Genomic DNA, 22,226 nt, shown 5'->3' with positions numbered 1-22,226 from the left:
AGAAAGGGAGAAATATGAAACAAAAATCACAATTACGCCTGACTGATGATCTGGTCTTCTACTTTGTCTATGCATCCGATACAGACGCATCCCGCCATGCACTTATGGCTATGCTGAATCTGGTTCTGGACCGCAAAGATGATCCCATTACAGAGGTTACCGTTCTAAACAGCGTGCACAAAGGCTTCAAACCGAGCGATAAAGGCACGATTATGGACATCCGCGCCAAAACCCATGATGGAGAGCAGTTCAACGTGGAAATGCAGAATAAAGTACAGGATGGCTTCGAAAACCGTATTCTGCTGTATGGCTGCCGCATGACAAATTCTTCATTGGATTCCGGGGAAAACTATGATAAAATGAAGAAAAACGTAGTCATCTCTTTTGTCAACGGCATACAGTTCAGCCATATTCCGGATTTCCATACCCGGTTTATCATGGCAGAGGACACCTACGGGTACCCTCTGACTGACAAGCTGGAAATTCATTTTCTGGAGTTGGGGAAACTGCAGGCGCAAGATCCTTCGCTGATGAGCCCGTTGGAGCAGTTCTGTTCCTATATAAAATACGTTGGTGATGACCAGAAAGAAGACTATGTTGCAAAACTCTTAGAAACTGATGAGGAGGCAATCCATATGTCCGATCGGGTATACAAAAATGTTACAGACGATGAAGTCTTAGAAGTTCTCTTATGGCATGAGGAGATGGCAAAACACGACCGTACTACGGAACGTGATGCAGCCAGACGAGAAGGTCTCGCAGAAGGTAAAGCAGAAGGTATAGAACAGGGCATCGCCGCCCTTATTTTGGATAATCTGGAAGAAGGAAAGACGCAGGTACAGATTCTCTCTAAGCTGCAAAAGCACTTCTCCCTAACCGAGGATAAAGCACAAGAGTACTATTTAAAATATAGCAAGACGTACTAAGCGTTCCCATCCATAAAGAAATATAGAATGAACAAACCCTGCAAGGCGTATGCCTTACAGGGTTTTCATGTTTAGTATTAAGTTGATGTTTGATTATACTAATTCTACGAACACTACTTCAGCGCAATCGCCTCTTCTAGGTCCCAGCTTCAGAATTCTTGTATATCCACCGTTTCTGTCAGCATACTTTGGTGCAATTTCATCAAACAGCTTGCTTACTACGCTTTCGTCGTAGATGTATGCCAGCGCCTGTCTTCTTGCGTGAAGGTCGCCGCGCTTTGCAAGTGTAATCAGCTTTTCTGCTTCTCTTCTAGCTTCCTTAGCTCTGCAGTCAGTAGTAGAAATTCTACCTTCTCTGAGCAGATCAGTTACCAGATTTCTCAGCATAGCTTTTCTGTGAGCAGTAGGTCTGCCCAGTTTTCTATATCCTGGCATATCAATTCTCCTTTCACTTCGTTATTGTCTGTCTATGCAAATGATTAATCGTCGCTTGGTTTGAGACCAAGTCCTAATTCTTCTAATTTTGCTTTCACTTCGTCGAGGGACTTCTTACCAAGGTTTCTAACCTTCATCATATCCTCTTCGGTGCGTTCGGTTAATTCTTCAACAGTGTTGATTGCAGCTCTCTTCAGGCAGTTGAAAGAACGAACGGAAAGTTCCAATTCATCAATTGTCATTTCCAGCGCTTTTTCTTTCTGGTCTTCTTCTTTTGCAACCATGATTTCCATACCGTCGGTAGAATCATCCAGCTGAATGAAGAGATTCAGGTGTTCCTGCATAATCTTCGCTCCTATGGATACGCCTTCTTCCGGCGTGATGGAACCATCTGTCCAAATTTCCAGAATCAATCTGTCAAAGTCAGTGACCTGACCAACTCTTGTGTTCTCTACTGTATAGTTGACTTTTCTGACAGGTGTGTAGATAGAGTCAACTGGAATCACTGAAATCGGTGTGCTTTCAGTCTTGTTCTGGTCAGCAGGCACATAGCCTCTGCCTCTTGCGAGGTTAATCTCCATTACAAGAGTAGCATTTTCTTCCAGTGTTGCAATATGCAGCTCAGGATTGAAAATTTCCATTTCGGAATCGCCAATGATGTCCGCAGCCGTTACAACTTTTGGACCAACCGCATTGATGATTACACGCTTTGTATTATCGCCGTTCAGTCTTACAGCAAGTTTCTTTAAGTTTAAGATGATTTCTGTTACGTCTTCTTTGACACCTGGTATCGTTGAAAACTCGTGAAGTATTCCGTCGATTTTTACAGAAGTTACAGCAGCACCCGGAAGCGAACTCAAGAGAATTCTTCTCATGCAGTTTCCCAGTGTTGTACCATAACCTCTTTCAAGAGGTTCTACGACAAATTTGCCGTAAGTACCGTCTTCGTCCACAAACTTAGTGATTGTTGGTTTTTCGATTTCTATCACTAAAAACCCTCCTTCTTATTCCAAGTAATACCGGTTTTATGCCGCTTGTTTACTTGGAGTACAATTCGACGATTAAGTGCTCTGCAACCGGAGTATCGATATCTTCTCTTGTTGGCATAGCAACAACTTTACCTTCTAATTTCTCAACGTCTACTGCCATCCATGAAGGTACAGTGATTGACATTTCTTTGATTTCCTTAAATTTAGGGGAGCTTGTGCTCTTTTCCTTAACTTTAATGACATCACCAGCTTTCAGCTGCATAGATGGAGCTGTAGCTTTCTTGCCATTTACTGTGAAATGTCCGTGAACAACCAGCTGTCTTGCTTCTTTTCGGGAAGATGCAAAACCTAATCTATATACTGCGTTATCCAATCTGGTTTCTAATAAGATCAGTAAGTTTTCACCAGTCTTACCCTGTTTTCTAGCAGCTTTATCAAATAAATTTCTAAACTGCTTTTCCTGCATTCCGTAGAATCTCTTAGCTTTCTGCTTTTCGCGGAGCTGCAGTCCATAGTCAGAAGTCTTCTTTCTGGACTGACCGTGCTGTCCGGGAGCGTAATTTCTCTTCTCAATTGCGCATTTGCCGCTATAGCATCTTTCACCCTTCAAGAAAAGCTTCTGGCCTTCTCTTCTGCATAATCTGCAGTTAGCGTCTGTATATCTTGCCATGTTATATTACTCCTCCCTTCAATTAGACTCTTCTTCTCTTTGGCGGTCTGCATCCGTTGTGCGGAATCGGTGTGATATCCTTAATCATAGTGATTTCAAGACCAGCTGCCTGCAGTGCTCTGATAGCAGCTTCTCTTCCGGATCCTGGACCCTTTACATAAACTTCAACTGTTTTTAAGCCGTGTTCCAGTGCACCTTTAGTTGCTTCTTCAGCAGCCATCTGTGCAGCGTATGGAGTAGACTTTCTGGAACCCTTGAAACCGAGGGAACCTGCGCTGGACCAGGAAAGTGCATTTCCGTCCATATCTGTAAGAGTGACTAAAGTATTGTTAAAGGTGGATTGGATATGTGCCTGGCCTTTTTCAATGTTCTTACGTTCTCTTTTCTTTTTTCTAACTACCTTTTTAGCAGTTTTAGCCATTGTTTCCTACCTCCTTCTTATTTCTTCTTTCTGCCTACAGTCTTTTTAGGACCTTTGCGAGTTCTAGCGTTTGTCTTTGTTTTCTGACCTCTAACAGGCAGACCTCTTCTATGTCTGATACCTCTGTAGCTGCCGATTTCCATCAGTCTCTTGATATTCAGAGAAACTTCTCTTCTCAGGTCACCTTCTACAAGGTATTCTTCATCGATGATCTTTCTGATTTTACCAGCTTCATCTTCAGTCAGGTCTTTTACCCTTGTATCAGGATTTACGCCTGCTTTTTCAAGGATTACATTTGAGGTTTTTCTTCCGATACCGTAAATGTAAGTTAAACCAATTTCTACTCTTTTGTCTCTTGGTAAGTCGACACCGGCTATACGAGCCATACGTTTCCTCCTTCTCCTATCTTCCGTCACCTTCCAGGGGTGATACAGACAGGGGTTCTAATAACAATAAATTTTATCTTCCCTGCGGTCCTGGTCCTCGTAGGGGATTTAACGAATTTAATTAACCTTGTCTCTGTTTGTGCTTCGGATTTTCACAGATTACCATTACTCGTCCGTTTCTTTTGATTACCTTGCACTTTTCACAGATTGGTTTTACGGAAGCTCTAACTTTCATTTTAATTCCTCCTCCATATCTATGCGATTTTCTATAATTCCTGAGCGAAGTCGAGGGAATTTCAAACAAGATTTCCTTACAGCGAAGCTGCGAAAGATTTTATCTTGTCTATAATTCCCAGGGCGAAGTCGAGGGAATTATTTATCTCTCCAGATAATTCTTCCGCGAGTCAGGTCATAAGGGGAAAGTTCCACTTTCACTTTATCTCCCGGAAGGATTCTTATATAATTCATTCTGATTTTTCCTGAAATGTGTGCGAGTACTTCAAAACCGTTTTCAAGCTTCACCTTGAACATAGCGTTTGGCTGTGCGTCTACAACGGTTCCCATTGCTTCGATGACGTCTTTTTTCGCCATAAATACACCTCTCTCTTTACTATAAGGTAAGCAGTTCAGGCTCACCATCATTAATAACAACAGTATTTTCATAATGCGCTGCAAGCTTTCCGTCAGCTGTAACCACTGTCCAGTCATTGAGCAACGTTTCTACTTCGTAGCCGCCCTGACAAATCATCGGTTCAATAGCAAATACCATACCGCTGACCAGTCTCGGTCCTTTTCCCGCCTTGCCATAGTTAGGAATCTGCGGATCTTCGTGCATATCTCTTCCTACGCCGTGTCCTACAAAGTCACGAATCACAGAAAATCCTGCACCCTCCGCATGTACCTGAACGGCATGGGAGATATCTGACAGTCTGTTTCCCGCTCTTGCAAACTTGATGCCTTCGAAAAAGCTTTCTCTGGTAACATCAATCAGCCTTTGTGCTTCAGGTTCAACCTTGCCGATAGCGTAAGTTCTTGCTGCGTCACTGACATAGCCTTTGTAGGTCGAACCCACATCTACGCTGACAATATCGCCTTCCTGAATGATTCGATGCTTGTCGGGAATGCCATGCACGACCTCTTCGTTAATGGACACACATGCGCTGCCGGGAAAACCACCGTAGCCTTTAAATGATGGAATCATTTTGTTCTTACGGATGGTTTCCTCTACATAGCGGTCGATGTCCATAGTGGACATGCCCGGTTTAATAAAGTCTTCCAGCGTTTTTAGAATATAGCCGGTAACTTTTCCGGACTCGCGCATTAAATCAATTTCCTGTTTGGATTTGATGATGATCATACTATTCACCTAAAGCTTTTACAATTTCAGCAAATACAGTGTCGAGAGGAAGCGCTCCATCGATAGTAACGACATTGCCTGCCTTTGTGTAGTAATCCACCAAAGGCTTGGTCTTTTCGTTGTATTCTGCGACTCTGGTTTCAACAGCATCAACGGTGTCGTCCGCTCTCTGGAACAGCTCGCCTCCGCAGAGGTCACAAATGCCTTCTTTTTTAGGAGGAATGTTTACGACATGGAAGGAAGCGCCGCAAGCCTTGCAGACTCTTCTTCCGGTAATTCTTGTAACCAGTTCTTCCTTTTCCACTTCGATATCAATCACAGTGTCAAGTTTCTGACCGTGCGCTTCTAAGAATTCATCCAGCTTTTCAGCCTGATAAACAGTTCTAGGGAAGCCGTCGAGCAGGAATCCATTCCTGCAGTCATCTGCAAGAAGTCTGTCCGTTGCTAAATCGATTACCAACTCATCTGGAACCAATTCACCTTTGTTCATATATTCCTGTGCTTTCTTACCAAACTCTGTTCCGTTTTTGATGTTTTCTCTGAAAATATCTCCAGTTGAAATGTGTGGGATATTGTACTTCTCCACAATTTTCACTGCCTGTGTACCCTTTCCGGCGCCCGGAGGGCCTAACAATACTGTTCTCAGCATTTGCTCATCTCCTCTTATTTCAGGAATCCCTGATAGTTTCTCATAACCATCTGGTTTTCCAGTTGTTTCATTGTATCAAGCGCAACGCCTACTGCGATAAGCAGAGAAGTTCCGCCGAAGTGCATTCCCTTCAGTGCTGGAACCAGTACCCCTAAGATTGTCGGCAGCGTTGCGATTACTGCCAGGAAAATAGCGCCTACAAATGAAAGTCTTGACATTACTTTGTTCAGATATTCAACTGTTGCTTTTCCCGGTCTGATACCCGGAATAAATCCGCCGTTTGCTTTCATGTTCTGTGCTACTTCCACAGGGTTAAAGCTAACTGCTGTATAGAAGTAGTTGAAGAATATAATCAGCAATACGTTAAATACTGCATATACCCATACACCCGGATTCCCCGCAGGTGACAGCCACTTAGTTACAAACTCAGTAAAAGCAGTGCCTGGGAAGAAGTATGTGATTGTCAGTGGGAACTGCAGGATGGACAGCGCGAAAATTACCGGAATTACCCCTGCCTGGTTAACCTTTAGAGGGATATGGGTGGATTGTCCGCCGTACATCTTTCTTCCTACAACTCTCTTCGCATACTGTACAGGAATTCTTCTGGTACCCTGCTGAATTTCAATAACGCCCAGAATAACTGCAACTGCAAATACTACGAACACCAGCAGTGTTACGATGGAAAGCGCTCCATCGTTATACTGGGTCCACAGACTGCGAAGTCCGCTCGGAATTCTTGCAACGATACCGCCGAAGATAATCAGCGAGATACCGTTACCGATTCCATTCTCGTTAATCTGCTCACCCAGCCACATCAGGAATGCAGTACCTGCTGTGAGAACCAGAATAATTACTGCGAAAGAGAACCATGTCTGGTCGGTGATTGCTCTTCTGAACAGACCTACTGTCAAGCCAAGCGCCTGAATCAGCGCAAGTACGATGGTCAGATAACGAGTAATCTGCGCCATCTTCTTTCTTCCTTCCTGTCCTTCCTTTGCCAGTCTTTCAAAATAAGGGAAAGCCATGGTCAAAAGCTGGATAATGATGGAAGCCGTAATGTATGGTGTAATACTTAAAGCAAATATGGTGAACTGGCTGAAGGATCCGCCGGAAAACAGGTCGAACAAGTCGAACAATCCGGTTTCACCTGTAAACATCTGTGCCAGCGTACCTCTGTTAATGCCCGGTACAGGAATGTTGGATCCGATTCTAAAAACGACCAGCATTAACAGCGTGAAAATCATTTTGCTTCTTATTTCAGCGACTTTAAATGCCTGTGAAATAGTCTTAAGCATCTCCATCTTAAATCACCTCTGCCTTTCCTCCAGCAGCTTCGATTTTTTCAATTGCGCTCTTAGTAAATTTGTGTGCCTTTACTGTGATACCGATGTTCAAAGTTCCATTTCCAAGAATCTTGATTCCGTCTTTCACCTGTTTTACCATGCCTAATTCTTTCAACAGCTCAGGTGTAACTTCAGTACCAGCTTCAAATCTATTAAGATCTTCTACATTAACAATTGTATACTCTGTTCCAAAGATGTTGGTGAATCCTCTCTTTGGAAGACGTCTGTAAAGTGGCATCTGTCCGCCTTCGAAGCCAAGTCTGACTCCGCCGCCGCTTCTGGACTTCTGACCGTTCATACCTCTGCCGCCGGTTTTACCCTGGCCGGTAGCAGTACCACGACCTCTTCTTTTGCGGTTTTTAGTGGAACCTTCTGCCGCTCTTAACTCATGCAGTTTCATTTTACCTTGCACCCCCTATCTTACAGTTCTTCTACAGTAACAAGATGTGCTACTTTTGCTACAGCACCGCGAGTTGCAGGTGTGTCAGCTAATTCGACACTTCTATGCATCTTCTTCAGTCCTAACGCTTCGACAACTTTTCTCTGTTTAGGGGAAGCGCCAATTGTGCTCTTTGTCAATGTGATTTTTAACATAGCCATGAAACGTTCCTCCTTATCCTAAAATTTCTTCAGGAGCTTTGCCTCTCAGCTTAGCAACTTTTTCTACAGTCATCAGGCTCTTCAGACCTTCCAAAGTTGCATAAGCCATGTTTCCAGTGTTGCTGGAGCCGATGGACTTAGCTCTCACGTCTTTGATACCTGCAGCTTCCAGTACGGTACGTACAGAGGAACCTGCGATAACTCCGGTACCCTGTGCAGCAGGCATCAGTAAAACTTTACCTGCGCCGAAAATACCAACGTTTCTATGTGGGATAGTTGTTCCAACTGTAGGAACATATATTAAATTCTTCTTAGCATCTTCTGTTGCTTTTCTTACAGCTTCAGGAATTTCCTGTGCTTTACCAAGACCAACGCCTACATAGCCATTGCCGTCGCCGACTACTACAGTTACGCTGAATCTCATGTTTCTACCGCCTTTAACAGTCTTAGCTACACGTCTGATATTAACGATAGTTTCTTTTAAGTCAAGCTTGGATGCATCAATGATATTACGCATTCCTTATCTCCTCCTGTTAGAATTTTAATCCGCCTTCGCGAGCGCCATCAGCCAGTTCCTTCACTCTTCCGTGATAGAGGAAACCGCCTCTGTCAAAAGCAACAACTTCGATTCCTTTTGCCAGTGCTCTCCTTGCGATGGCTTCACCGACTTTCTTTGCAGCTTCCTTGTTTCCACCGTAACCGATTTCGGCTTTCAGTTCCTTATCAAGGGAAGATGCAGAAGCTAAAGTAACTTTGTTTACGTCGTCGATAATCTGGCAAGAAATGTTCTTGTTAGACTTGAAAACGCAAAGTCTAGGCTTCTCAGGAGTTCCGGATAAATTCTTTCTGACTCTTTCGTGTCTCTTAACACGTCTGTCGTTTCTGCTTTCTTTTGCCATTTTTCTTCACTCCTTTCCTTATTTAGCTCCAGCTTTTCCTTCTTTTCTGCGGATAACTTCGTCCTCGTACTTGATACCCTTTCCTTTGTACGGTTCAGGCATTCTCCAAGCTCTGATGTTTGCCGCATAGTTTCCGATAACTGCTTTGTCGATACCCTTTACTACTACAGTGGTAGCATCAGGAACTTCTGTTGTGATTCCTTCAGGGTCTTTCATTTCTACAGGATGAGAATATCCAAGGTTCATAACCAGTGTGTCACCTTTTTTCTCTGCTCTGTAACCAACACCGATTAACTGGAGTTTCTTCTGGTAACCTTCAGTTACGCCAACTACCATGTTGTTTACCAGTGTTCTTGCCAGACCGTGCTGAGATCTGTACTCTCTAGCATCGGAAGGTCTGGTAAATAAAATTTCGTTTTCTTTTACTTCTACGCTGATTAATTTGCTTACCTGTTCCTGCAGCTGACCTTTCGGTCCTTTTACTGTTACAAGATTGTTTGCATCTACAGTAACTTCTACGCCGGCAGGAAGTGCAACAGGTCTATTACCTATTCTAGACATAATTCATTACCTCCTACCATACATAACAGATGACTTCGCCGCCAACGCCAAGCTGTCTTGCTTTCTTGTCACTGATTACACCTTTAGATGTGGAAACGATTGCGATTCCCAGACCGCCCAGTACCTTTGGTACTTCGTTAGCCTTTGCGTAAACTTTCAGACCAGGCTTTGAAATCTTCTTAATTCCTGTGATAACTCTTTCTTTGCCGGCACCGTACTTCATCTGTACTTTGATGATGCCCTGCTTGTTATCGTCTATAACTTCGAATCCATTAATGTAGCCTTCTTCCAGTAAAATCTCTGCGATAGATTTTTTGATTCTTGATGCAGGGATTTCAACTGTTTCATGACCTACAGTATTGGCATTTCTGATTCTTGTTAGCATATCTGCTATTGGATCTGTCATTGTCATTACAGTATATCTCCTTTACTCTTGCGCGGTTCGAAGCGTCTAATCCTTTCTTTTTGCTGAGATCGGGGCGGTAAAATTCACCAAATCGGAGATTTGGGAATTTCTCGCACAAGACCTACCAGCGATTTCTTTCAGAAATCGGGTTAGGGCTTCGCCTTCGCACTGATTTAACGAATTCTTACCAGCTAGCTTTTCTTACGCCAGGGATTTCACCTTTGTAAGCAAGCTCTCTGAAGCAGATACGGCAGATGCCGTATTTCTTTAATACAGAGTGAGGCCTTCCACAAAGTCTGCATCTTGTATAAGCGCGAGTGGAGTACTTCGGTTTTCTCTGCTGTTTTACTTTTAGAGATGTCTTAGCCATCTTAACCTCCTATTGCTTTTCGAACGGCATGCCCAGAAGCTCAAGCAGTGCTGCTGCTTCTTCGTCAGTCTTAGCCGTCGTCGTAAATACAATGTTCATACCTTTGATTGTGTCAACATCATCATAGTTAATTTCAGGGAAGATTAACTGTTCCTTGATACCCATGGAATAGTTTCCTCTGCCATCAAAAGAGTTTTTGCTAACACCCTTGAAGTCTCTTACTCTAGGAAGAGAGATGTTGAAGAACTTATCAATAAATTCATACATGTTATCCCCTCTCAGAGTAACTTTTGCTCCAACCGGCATGCCCTGTCTCACTTTGAAGTTAGCGATGGACTTTTTAGCCTTTGTTACAACCGGTCTCTGACCTGTGATCAGTCCGATTTCTTTTACGGCTGTTTCCAGAATCTTAGCATTTTCTTTTGCTTCGCCAAGACCCATATTTATAGTAACTTTCTCCAGCTTAGGTACTTCCATTACATTTTTGTACTGGAACTTTTCCTGCAGTGCTGGGAATACTTTTTCTTTATAAGTTTCTCTTAATCTTGCTGTCAAAATCGTCTCCTCCTTTCTTAGTCGATTACAGCTCCGGTCTTTCTGTTGACTCTAACTTTTTTGTCGCCATCAACTTTGTAACCGATCTTTACTGCTGCTTTTGCTTTTGTATCGTAGAACATTACGTTAGAAGCGTCGATTGGACCTTCTACATGTTTGATTTCAGCCTTAGCAGTTCTTGTCTGCTTCTGGTGCTTAGTCTGAATGTTTACGCCTTCTACGATGACTCTGTTTTCTTTCGGCATAGCTTTCAGGACTTTGCCTGTTTTGCCCTTATCTTTACCAGTAATCACAATTACTGTGTCGTCTTTTTTAATACGCATCTGTCAACACCTCCTTACAGTACTTCTGGTGCCAATGACACAATCTTCATAAAGCCCTTATCTCTGAGCTCTCTTGCAACAGGTCCGAAGATACGTGTTCCCACTGGGCTCTTGTCTTCTTTATCTTTAATGATTACTGCAGCGTTCTGGTCAAACTTTACATAGCTGCCGTCTGCTCTTCTGGCACCTTTCTTAGTTCTAACCACTACAGCCTTGACAACGTCACCTTTTTTAACGACGCCGCCTGGTGTTGCTTCTTTAACAGCACAAACGATTACATCACCGATATTCGCATACTGACGGGAAGTACCGCCCAGAATACGGATACATAAAAGTTCTTTTGCACCTGAATTGTCAGCAACTCTTAATCTAGTTTCAGTCTGAATCATGATTTGGTGCCTCCTTATTTAACTTTCTCTACGATGTTCACAAGTCTCCATCTCTTGTCTTTGGACAGAGGTCTTGTTTCCATAATTCTAACTTTATCGCCAATCTGGCATTCGTTGTTTTCATCGTGAGCCTTCACCTTCTTGGTTCTTTTTACAGCTTTGCCGTAAAGGGAATGTCTTACGAAGTCTTCGATTGCAACAACTATAGTCTTATCCATCTTATCGCTTACTACGATGCCGACTTTAGTCTTTCTTCTGTTTCTTTCAACTGCCATAATTTACATCCTCCTTTCTTAAGCCTGAACCTTTTCCAGTTCTTTTTCTCTTATGATAGTTTTCACTCTAGCGATGTTTCTCTTTACTTCTCTCATTTTAACAGGGTTTTCAAGCTGGCCTGTTACGTGCTGGAATCTCAAGTTGAACAGTTCTTTTTTCATCTTTTCCAGCTCTGCTGCGAGCTCGATTTCTGTCATTTCTCTCATTTTCTTTAATTCCATTATGCTTCACCACCCTCTGCTGCGTTTTCCTTGATGGCAAACTTACATTTAACAGGTAACTTGTGCATAGCAAGTCTCATAGCTTCTCTTGCCTGTTCTTCAGTTACCCCCTCAATCTCAAACATGACTCTGCCAGGTTTTACAACTGCTACCCAGTACTCAGGTGCACCTTTACCGGAACCCATACGTACTTCAGCAGGTTTCTTTGTTACTGACTTGTGTGGGAAAATCTTGATATATACTTTACCACCTCTTTTGATAGATCTTGTCATGGCAATACGAGCTGCCTCGATCTGATTGGAGGTGATCCATCCACATTCCTGTGATACCAGGCCATATGCACCGTAGGTAATTGTGTTGCCCTTGGTTGCTACGCCCTTCATTCTACCTCTATGAACTCTTCTGTGTTTAACGCGCTTTGGCATTAACATGGCTTTGTTCCTCCTTTCTTCAGTGCTTATTCTTCAGTAGCTTCTGCAGTTTCCACTGCTGCTTCTACCTGTGGTTCTTCTACTTTTTCTACCTTCGGAGTCTTTCTAACTCTCGGGTTTACAGCTTTCGGCGCTTCGTGTCTGTCGTTTCTGTCGCCGCGATCATTTCTCTTTCTGTCGCCACGTCTATCGTTTCTTCTTCTGTCGCCGTCTTTCTTGCCTCTTCTGTCTCTCTTTTCACGCTTTTCTTCGCGAACCGGGCTCTGTAATCCCTTGTCGAGGATTTCTCCGTGGTTAATCCATACTTTGATACCGATCTTACCATAAGTGGTGTCTGCTTCCGCAAACCCATAATCGATATCAGCTCGAAGAGTGTGGAGAGGAACGTTACCTTCGCTGTACTTTTCACTTCTAGCGATTTCAGCACCGCCCAGTCTTCCGGAGCAGAGAACTTTGATTCCCTTTGCGCCAGCTTTCATGGTTCTGCCCATTGCCTGTTTCATGGCTCTTCTGAAAGATACACGTCTTTCTAATGCCTGTGCGATGGACTCAGCTGTCAGCTGTGCATCGAGTTCAGATCTTCTAACTTCTTCGATGGAAATCTCTACTTCTTTCTTTGTCATTTTAACCAGTGCAGCCTTCAGTTCTTCAACGCCGTTGCCGGAACGTCCAATTACCATACCAGGTCTTGCAGTTAAAACGATGACTCTGATTTTGTTTTCTGCAGCTCTTTCAATTAACACTTTAGAAACGCCTGCAGCATATAATTTTTTCTTTACGTATTCTCTGACTTTGTTATCTTCAACCAGCATGTCTGCAAAGTTGTGCTTGTTTGCATACCATTTGGAATTCCAGTCTTTGATTACGCCCACTCTCAATCCATGTGGACTTACTTTCTGACCCATTCAATGAACCTCCTATCTTAGTCTCTTTCCTTCAGAGTCACGCCAACGTGGCTTGATCTCTTCAGAATGATTGATGCTCTACCTTGTGAACCGGCTCTCCATCTCTTCATTGTAGGGCCCTGATGAGCATATACCTCAGCAACGTATAAATTGTCCGGATTCATATCGAAATTGTTTTCAGCGTTTGCTGCTGCTGACTGAACAACTTTTTCAACGATTTCAGCACCTTTACCCGGTGTGAATTTCAGGATTGTTAATGCCTCCGCTAAGTCTTTGCCTCTAACCAGATCAGTTACCGGTTTCAGCTTGATAGGAGACATTCTTACGTATTTTGCAACTGCTTTTGCTTCCATTTCTTATCTCCTTTTCTTATCTAACCTTTGATGACTTATCTGCAGCATGACCTCTGTAAGTTCTGGTTGGAGCAAATTCTCCAAGCTTATGTCCTACCATGTCTTCTGTAACATATACAGGCACATGTTTTCTTCCATCATGGACTGCAATTGTGTGACCCACCATCTGTGGGAAGATTGTAGATGGTCTAGACCAAGTCTTGATAACTTTCTTTTCGTTCGCTTCGTTCATTGCTTCGATAGCTTTCAGAAGCTTCACGTCTACGAAAGGACCTTTTTTAAGTGATCTACTCATTTATCTATGCTCCTTCCTTATTTCTCATTTCTTCTCTTTACGATATACTGATTAGAAGCTTTGTTCTTCTTTCTGGTCTTATAGCCAAGAGCAGGTTTACCCCAAGGAGTAACAGGACCTTTACGTCCGATAGGCGCTCTGCCTTCACCACCGCCGTGTGGGTGATCGTTCGGGTTCATAACAGAACCTCTAACGGTAGGTCTGATACCCATGTGTCTTTTTCTTCCTGCTTTACCAATCTGGATGTTGGAATGATCTGCATTGCCAACTTCACCGATGGTTGCTCTGCACTGAATCAGAACTTTTCTAACTTCTCCGGAAGGCAGTCTTACCTGCGCATATTTGTCTTCTTTTGCCATCAGCTGCGCGGCATTACCTGCGGATCTTGCCATCTGACCACCTTTGCCAGGCTTCAGTTCGATGTTGTGAATCATTGTACCAACTGGAATGTTAGCGATTGGAAGTGCGTTTCCAACCTTGATATCAGCTTCAGGACCGGAATAGATTACATCGCCTACCTTTAATTTTTCAGGTGCGATGATATATCTCTTTTCACCGTCTGCGTATACGATTAAAGCGATGTTTGCGCTTCTGTTTGGATCGTATTCGATTGTCTTAACAGTTCCCGGAATATCGTCTTTTCTTCTCTTGAAGTCGATGATTCTGTATTTTGGTCTTGTACCGCCACCTCTGTGTCTAACGGTAATCTTACCTCTAACGTTTCTTCCTGCATGTTTTTTCAGAGTTACTGTCAAAGATTTCTCAGGAGTTTTCGCTGTGATTTCTTCGAAAGTAGAAACGGTCATACCTCTCTGTCCAGGAGTCGTTGGTTTATATTTTTTAATTCCCATTCGTAGTTACCTCCTATATTACAGACCCTGGAAGAACTCGATTTCTTTGCTGGCTTCTGTCAAGGTTACAATCGCCTTCTTGTAAGCAGCTCTTCTTCCCATGGTTCTTCCCATTCTCTTTAATTTTCCGTCATAGTTCATAATGTTGACTTTTTTAACTTCAACACCAAAGATTTCTTCAACAGCCAGTTTTACCTGGGTCTTGTTAGCGTCTGTTGCAACTTTGAATGTGTACTTCTTTTCCTGTGCCTGGTCCATACTCTGTTCGGAGATAACCGGCTTGATAATTACGTCGTATGCGCTTCTCATTATAAGTACACCTCCTCAATTTTTTCGATTGCTTCCTTTGTTACGATGAAGCTTGTGTGGTTTACGATTTCGTAAACGTTCATGGTTCCTACCTGGGCAGTTTTTACGCCAGGGATGTTTGCTGCGGATCTAACAACGTTTTCGTCTTTTTCGGCAGTGATGATCAGTGCCTTTCTTGCAGCTTTGACATTCTCTAAAACCTTAATCATTTCCTTAGTCTTAGGAGCATCAAATTTCAGTTCATCGAGCACGATGATTTCTTTATCTAATACCTTTGCGGAAAGAGCGGACTTCAGTGCCAGTCTCTTTAACTTCTTAGGTACTTTATAGCTGTAATCTCTTGGCTTCGGTGCGAAAGCGATACCGCCTCCTACCTGTGAAGGGTCAGTTGTGGAACCCTGTCTGTGACGACCGGTACCTTTCTGTCTGAAAGGCTTTCTGCCGCCTCCTCTGACTTCGCCTCTAGTCTTTGCGGACTGTGTGCCCTGTCTCTGGTTTGCCAGATAATTTACAACAACTGCGTGAACAGCGTTAGCATTTGGTTCGATACCAAAGATTTCGTCTTTAAGCTCAATTGTTCCGGCTTCAGTTCCGGCCATGTTAAGCATTGTTACTTTTGCCATTTTATGCTTCCTCCTTTCTGAAGTCTATTCTATTTGTCCTGACCTTTGACAGCGTACTGGACTTTTACCAGACTTCCTTTGCCGCCAGGTACTGCGCCCTTAACCAGCATCAGGTTTCTGTCAGTGTCAACTTTTACTAAAACTACGTTCTGAACGGTAACAGTTTCGCGTCCCATTCTACCAGGTCCGGCATTACCCTTGAATACTCTGGAAGGATAAGTACCGGCAGCCAGTGCGCCGGCTAATCTCTTGTGCTTAGAACCGTGGGTCATCGGACCTCTGTGATGTCCGTGTCTCTTGATGTTACCCTGTGTGCCTTTACCTTTGGAAGTACCGGTGATGTCCAGTTTGCTTCCTTCTTCGAAATCAGCAACAGTGATAACCTGTCCTAATTCGTAAGTTTCGCCTTCTTCTACTCTGAATTCAGTCAGATGTTTCTTCAGAGGAGCACCGCTCTTTGCAAAGTGACCTGTCATAGGTTTGTTCACTCTGTGTGCTTTCTGATCTTCGAATGCAACCTGTACTGCGTTGTAACCGTCAGTTTCTACTGTCTTAACCTGTGTTACAACTTCAGGACCAGCTTCGATAACTGTTACAGGAATTACTTCTCCTGTTTCTGCGAAAATCTGGGTCATACCGATTTTCTTGCCTAAAATAGCTTTCATATTGTTTCTCCTTTTCACTTACATTGGATTGCTCTGGTGTGCAACTTGCCGCAGCGGCGCCGCATCTTGCGCCTGGGCTCTCACAGGTGAGCCTTTGGCAGCTTTTCCCTCTCATGCAATCTTACTAAGGGAAGGTCCCTTACTTTACTTGTCTTTTTCTGGCATTGCTGCGTTGCTGCTCCTTCTCTGCGATACTCACGCACTTAAGTGCGCTCCGTTTCTCGAAACTCACACGCCTTGCACTCCCGAAAAAATCCTGCGTAACTTTACTATTACACCTTAGCTGACTACAGCTTGATTTCGATGTCTACGCCAGCAGGTAAATCCAGCTTAGTTAAAGCGTCTGTAGTCTGCAGTGTAGCATTGGTGATATCGATCAATCTCTTGTGTGTTCTCTGTTCGAACTGCTCTCTGCTGTCCTTATATTTGTGAACAGCTCTCAGGATTGTCACGATTTCTTTCTCTGTCGGAAGCGGAATCGGTCCGGAAACATCTGCGCCAGTTTTCTTGGCAGTTTCCACGATCTTCGCTGCGGACTGGTCTAATAACGCATGGTCATAGGCCTTAAGCTTAATTCTGATTTTCTGTAATTCGCTCATTTTTTCCTCCTAAAATTTTTTGTACTGTTTTCGCTATGCTTGTACAGGGGTTCTTTTCTGACCAGATGTTCTGTGCCTCGCGAATCTGCGCAGAACCCAGTCAAATGCCCACTTCTGTAACGTGTGCGGTGGAATTGCTTACTTTGCACACGGCTCCGTGCGTTTCTTTATTTTTCGCACAAAGCAAAAGTCGGCGAACACCTTCGCCCCCATCTGGTGGGGACAATTCTCTGTAGAAATTACCGGATAGCTCCGCAACTTCCTACTTCATCGCCTTAAGCAAGCCTTTTAATTATATATGAGGTTGGTAAAGATTGCAACCCTTTTTTAAAAAAACTTTTCACGATTTTTGAAGTTTTTTCATGATATGACACAGTGATTTCAACTGCTTAAACCCCATATCATTATACACTGATCCTGGCGTTTCTATTATGACAACAACCATCTTAGAATTCATTTTACCTGTGCTGCACTATTTTCCCTAAAAACACCCTGGAAGGTGGACTTTTTCCAAGTGAAAAAGCGGCATCCGCACCATGACCCTTGATTCAGCGTTATATGGTGCAGCATCAAGACTACACAAGCGCAGAAACGCAACATTGCCTTACATTTGCCTTAAAATGGTGGAGATTTTTACATTCCTAATTCGAGATTCTCTGCATGTATATCCGATGACTGCACTGCGCCATCGACTTAAACCCTGAAAATCCGCATCAAAAACTCACCTCCCGGTAGCGCCCGCAGCTCTGCCGGACTTACAGCTTTCATGCGCAGAACCAAAACACTGTATGCCGCCATGCTGAGTAGGATACTGCATAAAACGCCCAAAGCGTTTCCCGCCCATGCGAAGACTATATTATAGGAGCCATACGCGCACAGACCCATAATCATAGCTGCCAGCATAGGCTTTACAAAGGTTTGCACAAAGGGAAAGTGTACACCAGTTTCCTTTTTTATTTCATGCAAGTTTAAAATCAGTGCAATCAAATATGCGCCACTTGTTCCCAAAGCAGCTCCCCTCACATGAATAGTGGGAATACCCACCAGCACATAGGTCAGCACCGTTTTCAGCACAGCGCCGACAGCCATATTGCGCACCGGTTTCATCTGTTTACCTACGGACTGCAGCGCTCCAGTTGTGGTCTGCACGATGGCAAGGAGTATCACGCCGATGGTCATAACCTGCAGAGTCGGCACAGCCTGCAGCGCATTTTCTCTCTGATTAAAATACAGCAAAAGAAGAATTGGTTTGGCAAGAACAAAAAGACCTACAGCGCAAGGACACGCTAAAAGCATAGTCATACGCATACTAATTCGGATGTTTTCCTGCACCTTATCTTTTCTTCCCTGCCAAAAAAATGCTGCAATGGAGGGCACCAGGCTCACCGCAATTGCCTGCGTAAAAGTCTGGGGCAGTGAAATCAGTGTATCGCAATAAGCACCATACTGATTATACAAGTTCAACGCCTCACTCGCTTCCCAACCTGTATCTTTTAACCTTGAAACCACCAGTGTCGTATCAATGGCTGACATCAAAGGCATGATTTCTGCCCCGATTACGATAGGTACTGCAATCCAGGCAATTTTCTTCAGAATTTCTACAGTCGATTCCGACCTTAAACCGGCTTCGCCTGTAAGGCGTTCGGGAGCTTTTCCAAATTGTCTACATCGTCTCCAGTAAATCGCACCTATTACGCACATGCCTGCCATGGCCCCCGCGACAGCGCCAAAAGTAGCGCCAGCAGCGGCGATATCCAAGCCCTCATCATATAAATAAAATCCCAGTCCAAGTCCTGCGGCTACTCGCACCACCTGCTCGAAAACTTCTGAAACCGCTGTAGGGCGCATATCCTGCTGTCCCTGAAAATATCCCCGAAAGGCAGCAAGCAGCGGTACGATACACAGCGCTGGCGCTATGGCCCTCAGAGAATTTTGAGAGCCGGGAATATCAATTACAAAGGCGATTAAATCTGCTCCGAAAAAACAAATGGCAAAAGCGGCTGCTCCGATTACCGCCATCAGTTTCAACGCTGTAAGAAAGACTTTTCTTGCGCCAGACCGATTCCCTACCGCAGTGCGCTCCGACACCATGCGCGAAACTGCAACCGGTATCCCCGCCGTTGCCAGCACTAAAAAAATGGCATATATCGTATATGCTACATTATAGTATGCCATACCCTCGCCCAGCTTGTTGGCAATAGGAATTCTAAGCGCTGCTCCCAGCAGTTTCACTAAAATTCCTGATATGCTCAAAATCACTGCGCCTCTTATAAAATTTCTCTTTCCATCCATGTTTTCTCCCAACCCTTTTATAGCTTTCTATTTAGTATATCAGAATAGACCATTTATTTGAACTGATATTTTATAGAAAGATAACAAAAGAAAAAGGACGTGATTCTCAAATTCAGCGAACCCCGTCCTATCTTTTTAATAATATTCCACTTTTGCCTGAAAGCGAGCCTTTGTATGTGTACATACCGGTCACTCACCCGGTGCTTCTATTCTATATTCTGTCGTATACTTTTTCCATAGATATCTCCGGATTTACTGCCGTCTTCGCTTCCATAGCAATAGATGCACAGGCGATGCCCATCTGCGCCGCTTCTCTGGCTGACATGCCTTTCACATGCCCCAGCAAAATCGCTGCAGAAAAAGCATCGCCGGCTCCAGTGGCGCTTAATACCCTCACCGACTTTGTCGCTGCGATCCCCTCGCAAGCGCCTTCTCTGTAATAAGCACCCTTTTCGCCAAGACTGATAAAGACCCTTTTTACACCCTGTCTGCAAAACCATTCTCCTGCTCTTGACAGAGAAATCTCATCAGTGATCTTAATACCGCTTAACAGTTCTGCCTCAATGCGATTGGGTTTTATGGTGTGAAAAGCTCCGATAATCGGCTTTACCCGTTCCGCCTTTGAAGCAGATACCGGATCCAGAAACAGAGGTACTCTGGCATGCTCCGTGATGTAGTCCAAACTCTCCCTCTGTAGATTGCAATCCACACCAACGATTTTCGAGCGATTCAAAAACTCCATCTTATCTTCCAGAAATGCCGGTGTAATCCGCTCCAAAATATCCATGTTGCAAATGGCAAGTTCCATATCATTTCTATGATTGAGAATAGACAAATACACCCCCGTACTTTCACCCTGAATATGGTAAATATGATCTGTACCCACACCCAGACTTTCAAGCTGTTTTCTAGCACTTTCTCCCATAAAGTCATCACCTGTCAAAGAAAGCATGGCTGCATCGCCGCCCATTCTTGCGATATTCTCTACGATATTTCGTCCTACGCCTCCAAAGGACTGATTCACAATCCCTGGATTGGAATCCGCCGTGCGAAGAGGCTGATAGGGAATCCCCTCAATATCAATATTGATTCCTCCGACTACAGTTATCTCTGCCATTTTCTTGCTGCATCCTTTCTGGTATACCTCTTATCAATCCGTAAAAATACTTCCGCCGATAAACTCTCTGATAATTGAGTTGTTGACGATGATACTGTCATCCTCTATGGTTTTAAAGAAACGCAGGAATTTCAGCATGCGCACTGCATCTGCATATTCTGCTTCCTGGGGACTTATTTCCTTCAACAGCGGCTCTGCATATTTCTTTAGAACTGCAATCTCATAAACATGGTACGAATTAAACAGCACATCCGCTTCTCCGCTGTACGGGAAAATATTTTTGTCCTCACCCGCACGGACCTTTGGCCAACTTGCAATAGTGCTCTGCGCGTTGTGTCCTCTATACAGATTATCGCGCACCATACGCCGCAGCATTCGTTCATCAGTCGTTGGGATTCTGTTATGTGCATCGATATTAAGCTGCGTCAGCGGACTGATATAAACCTTAAACTTTTCTTCCTTCGGAATATAGGCAGTCAACTCTTCGTTGAGCGCATGGATGCCTTCAATGACGATAGGCTGATTTGCCTTGATCGATGTAATTCTTCTCCCGTATTCTTTATGTCCAGTCATAAAGTTGAAAGTCGGCAAATCCACCTTTTCGCCTGCCAGCAGGTCATTCATATTGCTGTTGAACAATTCAATATCCAGCGCCTGTAAATTTTCATAATCCCTCTCGCCGTGCTCATCGAGCGGCGTCTGCTCCCGCTCAACAAAATAGTCGTCAGTTCCCATATAAATCGGATCCAGACCATTCACCTTCAGCTGAATGCAGAGTCTGCGCGCAAAAGTGGTCTTGCCTGATGAAGACGGTCCGGCAATGAGAACAATCCGTTTATTCTGCTGTTTTATCATATCGGCAATCTCTGCAATTTTCTTCTCGTGCAGCGCCTCAGAAAGCTGAATCAGCTCTCTGTACTGACCATTTTCAATTTTCTCATTCAAATCCGCCACGTAGTTGACGCCCAGCAGTTTGTCCCATCTGGTTTGTTCTCCAAATGCCTGATACATCTTCGTTTCATCCACATAAGGCGGAATCTCTCCCGGATTCGATGGGTGCGGAAAACGCAGCAACACGCCGCGGCGATATTTCATCAGCTGAAAGAACTGAATATATCCTGTAGACGGCGCCATCAGCCCATAGAAAAAATCTCTGACATTGCCGAGGGAGTAGAACTTTACGTCCTTTAAATTAAGAGAAGCACCCATAATCTTCTGTTTGTCTCTGCGCCCTTCTCTTTCAAAAATCTCCATGGCTTTTTCTCTGGAGACAACCTCTTTCACAAAAGGCATATCGGCATCTACGATTTCCCGCATTCGCTTTTCGATCTGCGCAACCTGCGCCTCAGTCACAACTTCTGCTGTCTTAATTTCTGTATAGACTCCTTTATTTAAAGAGTTCTGTATTTCAACACGCACATTGCCCAGACAATCTGACACGGCTTTCAGATAGATTAAAGACAAGCTGTACTGATAAATCAGATTAGCAGCCTGCGTCCTTATATCCAAAAGTTCCACACGGCATTCTGCATCCAGCGCATAAGTCAGATCCTCAAATTTATTGTCTACCTTCGCCGCTATAATCGTATAAGGCAAGTCCTTCTCATAGCTTCGATAAATTTCCTCTATTGTAATTCCCTGTTCCAGTTCCAACATTTCCCACGGACCCCTTGGAACTGTTCTAAGATAAACCTTCATATTTAATCTCCTTCCTTGCGGCAGTACCGCAATCCTTCTGAGGTTATTATATCACACTCGCCTTTTATGTAAAAGCAAAAACACAAAGAGAGGGATTTCTCCCTCTCTCATCTGCTGAAATTAGCAACATGTAGGTTCGCATGTGTCGCCGCAGCTGCCACATCCGAAAGCGCCCGGATTGCAGAACAGCAGAACCAGTAATAAGAAAAAGAATAACAGACTGTCGTCCATACCTCTTCTATTATTAAAACATGACATAATACATACCTCCTGTTTTAGTCGTTTGCTATATATTATGTGGTCTGCTTGTCA

36 protein-coding genes are annotated in these 22,226 nt (G+C 43.8%); 1 reads left to right on the top strand and 35 read right to left on the bottom strand.

The window, feature by feature from the left end; genetic code table 11:
- The first annotated feature begins 14 nt into the window (after positions 1-14).
- Entirely contained in the window at positions 15-926 is a 912-nt protein-coding gene (locus tag V1225_RS04785) for an Rpn family recombination-promoting nuclease/putative transposase (protein ID WP_251613398.1), read from the top strand.
- 93 nt (positions 927-1,019) lie between these two features.
- On the opposite strand, the gene rplQ is transcribed toward V1225_RS04785, so the two are convergent.
- From rplQ to V1225_RS04610, 35 genes are all read right to left on the bottom strand, one after another.
- Positions 1,020-1,361, bottom strand: a complete 342-nt coding sequence (gene rplQ, locus V1225_RS04780) for a 50S ribosomal protein L17 (protein WP_161908366.1) — start codon at positions 1,359-1,361, stop codon at positions 1,020-1,022.
- Positions 1,362-1,405: 44 nt separating this feature from the next.
- Complete coding sequence (locus V1225_RS04775; protein WP_160201943.1) at positions 1,406-2,350, bottom strand: DNA-directed RNA polymerase subunit alpha; 945 nt, start codon at positions 2,348-2,350, stop codon at positions 1,406-1,408.
- 49 nt (positions 2,351-2,399) lie between these two features.
- On the bottom strand, positions 2,400-3,020 hold the full coding sequence (rpsD, locus tag V1225_RS04770) for a 30S ribosomal protein S4 (RefSeq protein WP_160201944.1): 621 nt from the start codon (positions 3,018-3,020) through the stop codon (positions 2,400-2,402).
- A 22-nt stretch (positions 3,021-3,042) separates the two neighbouring features.
- Positions 3,043-3,441 (bottom strand): 30S ribosomal protein S11, encoded by a 399-nt coding sequence (gene rpsK / locus V1225_RS04765; RefSeq protein ID WP_160201945.1) that lies wholly within the window; start codon positions 3,439-3,441, stop codon positions 3,043-3,045.
- 17 nt (positions 3,442-3,458) lie between these two features.
- Complete coding sequence (gene rpsM / locus V1225_RS04760) at positions 3,459-3,827, bottom strand: 30S ribosomal protein S13 (RefSeq protein WP_160201946.1); 369 nt, start codon at positions 3,825-3,827, stop codon at positions 3,459-3,461.
- Between the two features lie 121 nt (positions 3,828-3,948).
- A complete protein-coding gene (gene rpmJ / locus V1225_RS04755; RefSeq protein WP_050738992.1) occupies positions 3,949-4,062 on the bottom strand; it encodes a 50S ribosomal protein L36 in 114 nt (37 codons plus the stop codon).
- Positions 4,063-4,199: 137 nt separating this feature from the next.
- Entirely contained in the window at positions 4,200-4,418 is a 219-nt protein-coding gene (gene infA, locus V1225_RS04750; protein WP_067532786.1) for a translation initiation factor IF-1, read from the bottom strand.
- A 19-nt stretch (positions 4,419-4,437) separates the two neighbouring features.
- A complete protein-coding gene (map, locus tag V1225_RS04745; RefSeq protein ID WP_161908365.1) occupies positions 4,438-5,184 on the bottom strand; it encodes a type I methionyl aminopeptidase in 747 nt (248 codons plus the stop codon).
- 1 nt (position 5,185) lies between these two features.
- Positions 5,186-5,830: an adenylate kinase gene (locus V1225_RS04740; RefSeq protein ID WP_338548155.1), complete on the bottom strand. Its 645-nt coding sequence runs from the start codon at positions 5,828-5,830 to the stop codon at positions 5,186-5,188.
- Between the two features lie 17 nt (positions 5,831-5,847).
- Positions 5,848-7,134: a preprotein translocase subunit SecY gene (secY, locus tag V1225_RS04735; protein WP_330588301.1), complete on the bottom strand. Its 1,287-nt coding sequence runs from the start codon at positions 7,132-7,134 to the stop codon at positions 5,848-5,850.
- 1 nt (position 7,135) lies between these two features.
- Complete coding sequence (rplO, locus tag V1225_RS04730) at positions 7,136-7,576, bottom strand: 50S ribosomal protein L15 (protein WP_160201949.1); 441 nt, start codon at positions 7,574-7,576, stop codon at positions 7,136-7,138.
- Between the two features lie 20 nt (positions 7,577-7,596).
- Positions 7,597-7,776: a 50S ribosomal protein L30 gene (gene rpmD / locus V1225_RS04725; protein WP_160201950.1), complete on the bottom strand. Its 180-nt coding sequence runs from the start codon at positions 7,774-7,776 to the stop codon at positions 7,597-7,599.
- Between the two features lie 13 nt (positions 7,777-7,789).
- Positions 7,790-8,293: a 30S ribosomal protein S5 gene (gene rpsE / locus V1225_RS04720; protein ID WP_160201951.1), complete on the bottom strand. Its 504-nt coding sequence runs from the start codon at positions 8,291-8,293 to the stop codon at positions 7,790-7,792.
- Between the two features lie 16 nt (positions 8,294-8,309).
- Complete coding sequence (gene rplR / locus V1225_RS04715; protein WP_251631408.1) at positions 8,310-8,675, bottom strand: 50S ribosomal protein L18; 366 nt, start codon at positions 8,673-8,675, stop codon at positions 8,310-8,312.
- Positions 8,676-8,693: 18 nt separating this feature from the next.
- Positions 8,694-9,236, bottom strand: a complete 543-nt coding sequence (rplF, locus tag V1225_RS04710) for a 50S ribosomal protein L6 (protein WP_160201953.1) — start codon at positions 9,234-9,236, stop codon at positions 8,694-8,696.
- A gap of 13 nt (positions 9,237-9,249) precedes the next feature.
- Positions 9,250-9,648, bottom strand: coding sequence for a 30S ribosomal protein S8 (gene rpsH, locus V1225_RS04705; protein WP_160201954.1), 399 nt, complete (start codon positions 9,646-9,648; stop codon positions 9,250-9,252).
- Between the two features lie 178 nt (positions 9,649-9,826).
- Positions 9,827-10,012 carry a type Z 30S ribosomal protein S14 gene (locus V1225_RS04700; RefSeq protein ID WP_160201955.1) on the bottom strand — a complete coding sequence of 62 codons (186 nt, stop codon included), beginning with the start codon at positions 10,010-10,012 and terminating at the stop codon, positions 9,827-9,829.
- A 9-nt stretch (positions 10,013-10,021) separates the two neighbouring features.
- Positions 10,022-10,567: a 50S ribosomal protein L5 gene (gene rplE, locus V1225_RS04695; RefSeq protein WP_160201956.1), complete on the bottom strand. Its 546-nt coding sequence runs from the start codon at positions 10,565-10,567 to the stop codon at positions 10,022-10,024.
- Between the two features lie 17 nt (positions 10,568-10,584).
- Positions 10,585-10,890, bottom strand: coding sequence for a 50S ribosomal protein L24 (gene rplX / locus V1225_RS04690; RefSeq protein WP_160201957.1), 306 nt, complete (start codon positions 10,888-10,890; stop codon positions 10,585-10,587).
- A 14-nt stretch (positions 10,891-10,904) separates the two neighbouring features.
- A complete protein-coding gene (gene rplN, locus V1225_RS04685; RefSeq protein ID WP_160201958.1) occupies positions 10,905-11,279 on the bottom strand; it encodes a 50S ribosomal protein L14 in 375 nt (124 codons plus the stop codon).
- A gap of 14 nt (positions 11,280-11,293) precedes the next feature.
- Positions 11,294-11,554, bottom strand: coding sequence for a 30S ribosomal protein S17 (rpsQ, locus tag V1225_RS04680; RefSeq protein ID WP_338547683.1), 261 nt, complete (start codon positions 11,552-11,554; stop codon positions 11,294-11,296).
- Between the two features lie 18 nt (positions 11,555-11,572).
- Positions 11,573-11,776: a 50S ribosomal protein L29 gene (gene rpmC, locus V1225_RS04675; RefSeq protein WP_160201960.1), complete on the bottom strand. Its 204-nt coding sequence runs from the start codon at positions 11,774-11,776 to the stop codon at positions 11,573-11,575.
- Entirely contained in the window at positions 11,776-12,207 is a 432-nt protein-coding gene (gene rplP / locus V1225_RS04670; RefSeq protein WP_160201961.1) for a 50S ribosomal protein L16, read from the bottom strand. Before rplP ends, rpmC begins: the two co-directional genes overlap by 1 nt.
- Before the next feature lie 26 nt (positions 12,208-12,233).
- Positions 12,234-13,112 carry a 30S ribosomal protein S3 gene (gene rpsC, locus V1225_RS04665; protein WP_160201962.1) on the bottom strand — a complete coding sequence of 293 codons (879 nt, stop codon included), beginning with the start codon at positions 13,110-13,112 and terminating at the stop codon, positions 12,234-12,236.
- 17 nt (positions 13,113-13,129) lie between these two features.
- Positions 13,130-13,465, bottom strand: a complete 336-nt coding sequence (gene rplV / locus V1225_RS04660; RefSeq protein WP_160201963.1) for a 50S ribosomal protein L22 — start codon at positions 13,463-13,465, stop codon at positions 13,130-13,132.
- Between the two features lie 16 nt (positions 13,466-13,481).
- Complete coding sequence (gene rpsS / locus V1225_RS04655; protein ID WP_160201964.1) at positions 13,482-13,760, bottom strand: 30S ribosomal protein S19; 279 nt, start codon at positions 13,758-13,760, stop codon at positions 13,482-13,484.
- Positions 13,761-13,777: 17 nt separating this feature from the next.
- Positions 13,778-14,611 (bottom strand): 50S ribosomal protein L2, encoded by an 834-nt coding sequence (gene rplB / locus V1225_RS04650; protein WP_160201965.1) that lies wholly within the window; start codon positions 14,609-14,611, stop codon positions 13,778-13,780.
- A gap of 18 nt (positions 14,612-14,629) precedes the next feature.
- Positions 14,630-14,920, bottom strand: coding sequence for a 50S ribosomal protein L23 (gene rplW, locus V1225_RS04645; RefSeq protein ID WP_160201966.1), 291 nt, complete (start codon positions 14,918-14,920; stop codon positions 14,630-14,632).
- Complete coding sequence (gene rplD / locus V1225_RS04640) at positions 14,920-15,543, bottom strand: 50S ribosomal protein L4 (RefSeq protein ID WP_338547681.1); 624 nt, start codon at positions 15,541-15,543, stop codon at positions 14,920-14,922. Before rplD ends, rplW begins: the two co-directional genes overlap by 1 nt.
- Positions 15,544-15,572: 29 nt before the next feature.
- The gene (rplC, locus tag V1225_RS04635) at positions 15,573-16,208 is read right to left on the bottom strand and encodes a 50S ribosomal protein L3 (RefSeq protein ID WP_160201968.1); all 636 of its coding nucleotides are present in this window, start codon (positions 16,206-16,208) and stop codon (positions 15,573-15,575) included.
- Between the two features lie 287 nt (positions 16,209-16,495).
- Positions 16,496-16,807: a 30S ribosomal protein S10 gene (gene rpsJ, locus V1225_RS04630; protein WP_160201969.1), complete on the bottom strand. Its 312-nt coding sequence runs from the start codon at positions 16,805-16,807 to the stop codon at positions 16,496-16,498.
- Between the two features lie 693 nt (positions 16,808-17,500).
- The gene (locus V1225_RS04625; RefSeq protein ID WP_338547680.1) at positions 17,501-19,099 is read right to left on the bottom strand and encodes a polysaccharide biosynthesis protein; all 1,599 of its coding nucleotides are present in this window, start codon (positions 19,097-19,099) and stop codon (positions 17,501-17,503) included.
- A gap of 211 nt (positions 19,100-19,310) precedes the next feature.
- Positions 19,311-20,216, bottom strand: a complete 906-nt coding sequence (locus tag V1225_RS04620) for a carbohydrate kinase family protein (protein WP_251613393.1) — start codon at positions 20,214-20,216, stop codon at positions 19,311-19,313.
- A 33-nt stretch (positions 20,217-20,249) separates the two neighbouring features.
- Positions 20,250-21,914: a nucleoside kinase gene (locus tag V1225_RS04615; protein ID WP_338547679.1), complete on the bottom strand. Its 1,665-nt coding sequence runs from the start codon at positions 21,912-21,914 to the stop codon at positions 20,250-20,252.
- A 120-nt stretch (positions 21,915-22,034) separates the two neighbouring features.
- On the bottom strand, positions 22,035-22,172 hold the full coding sequence (locus V1225_RS04610) for a hypothetical protein (RefSeq protein ID WP_160201973.1): 138 nt from the start codon (positions 22,170-22,172) through the stop codon (positions 22,035-22,037).
- Between the last annotated feature and the right edge of the window lie 54 nt (positions 22,173-22,226).

Origin of the sequence: Emergencia sp. JLR.KK010 (assembly GCF_037018265.1) — a bacterium.
In the GTDB taxonomy this organism is placed as follows: Bacteria; Bacillota; Clostridia; order Peptostreptococcales; family Anaerovoracaceae; genus Senimuribacter; species Senimuribacter intestinalis.
Note: the sequence above shows the minus strand (reverse complement) of the source record. Positions and strands in the feature narration are given on the sequence as shown.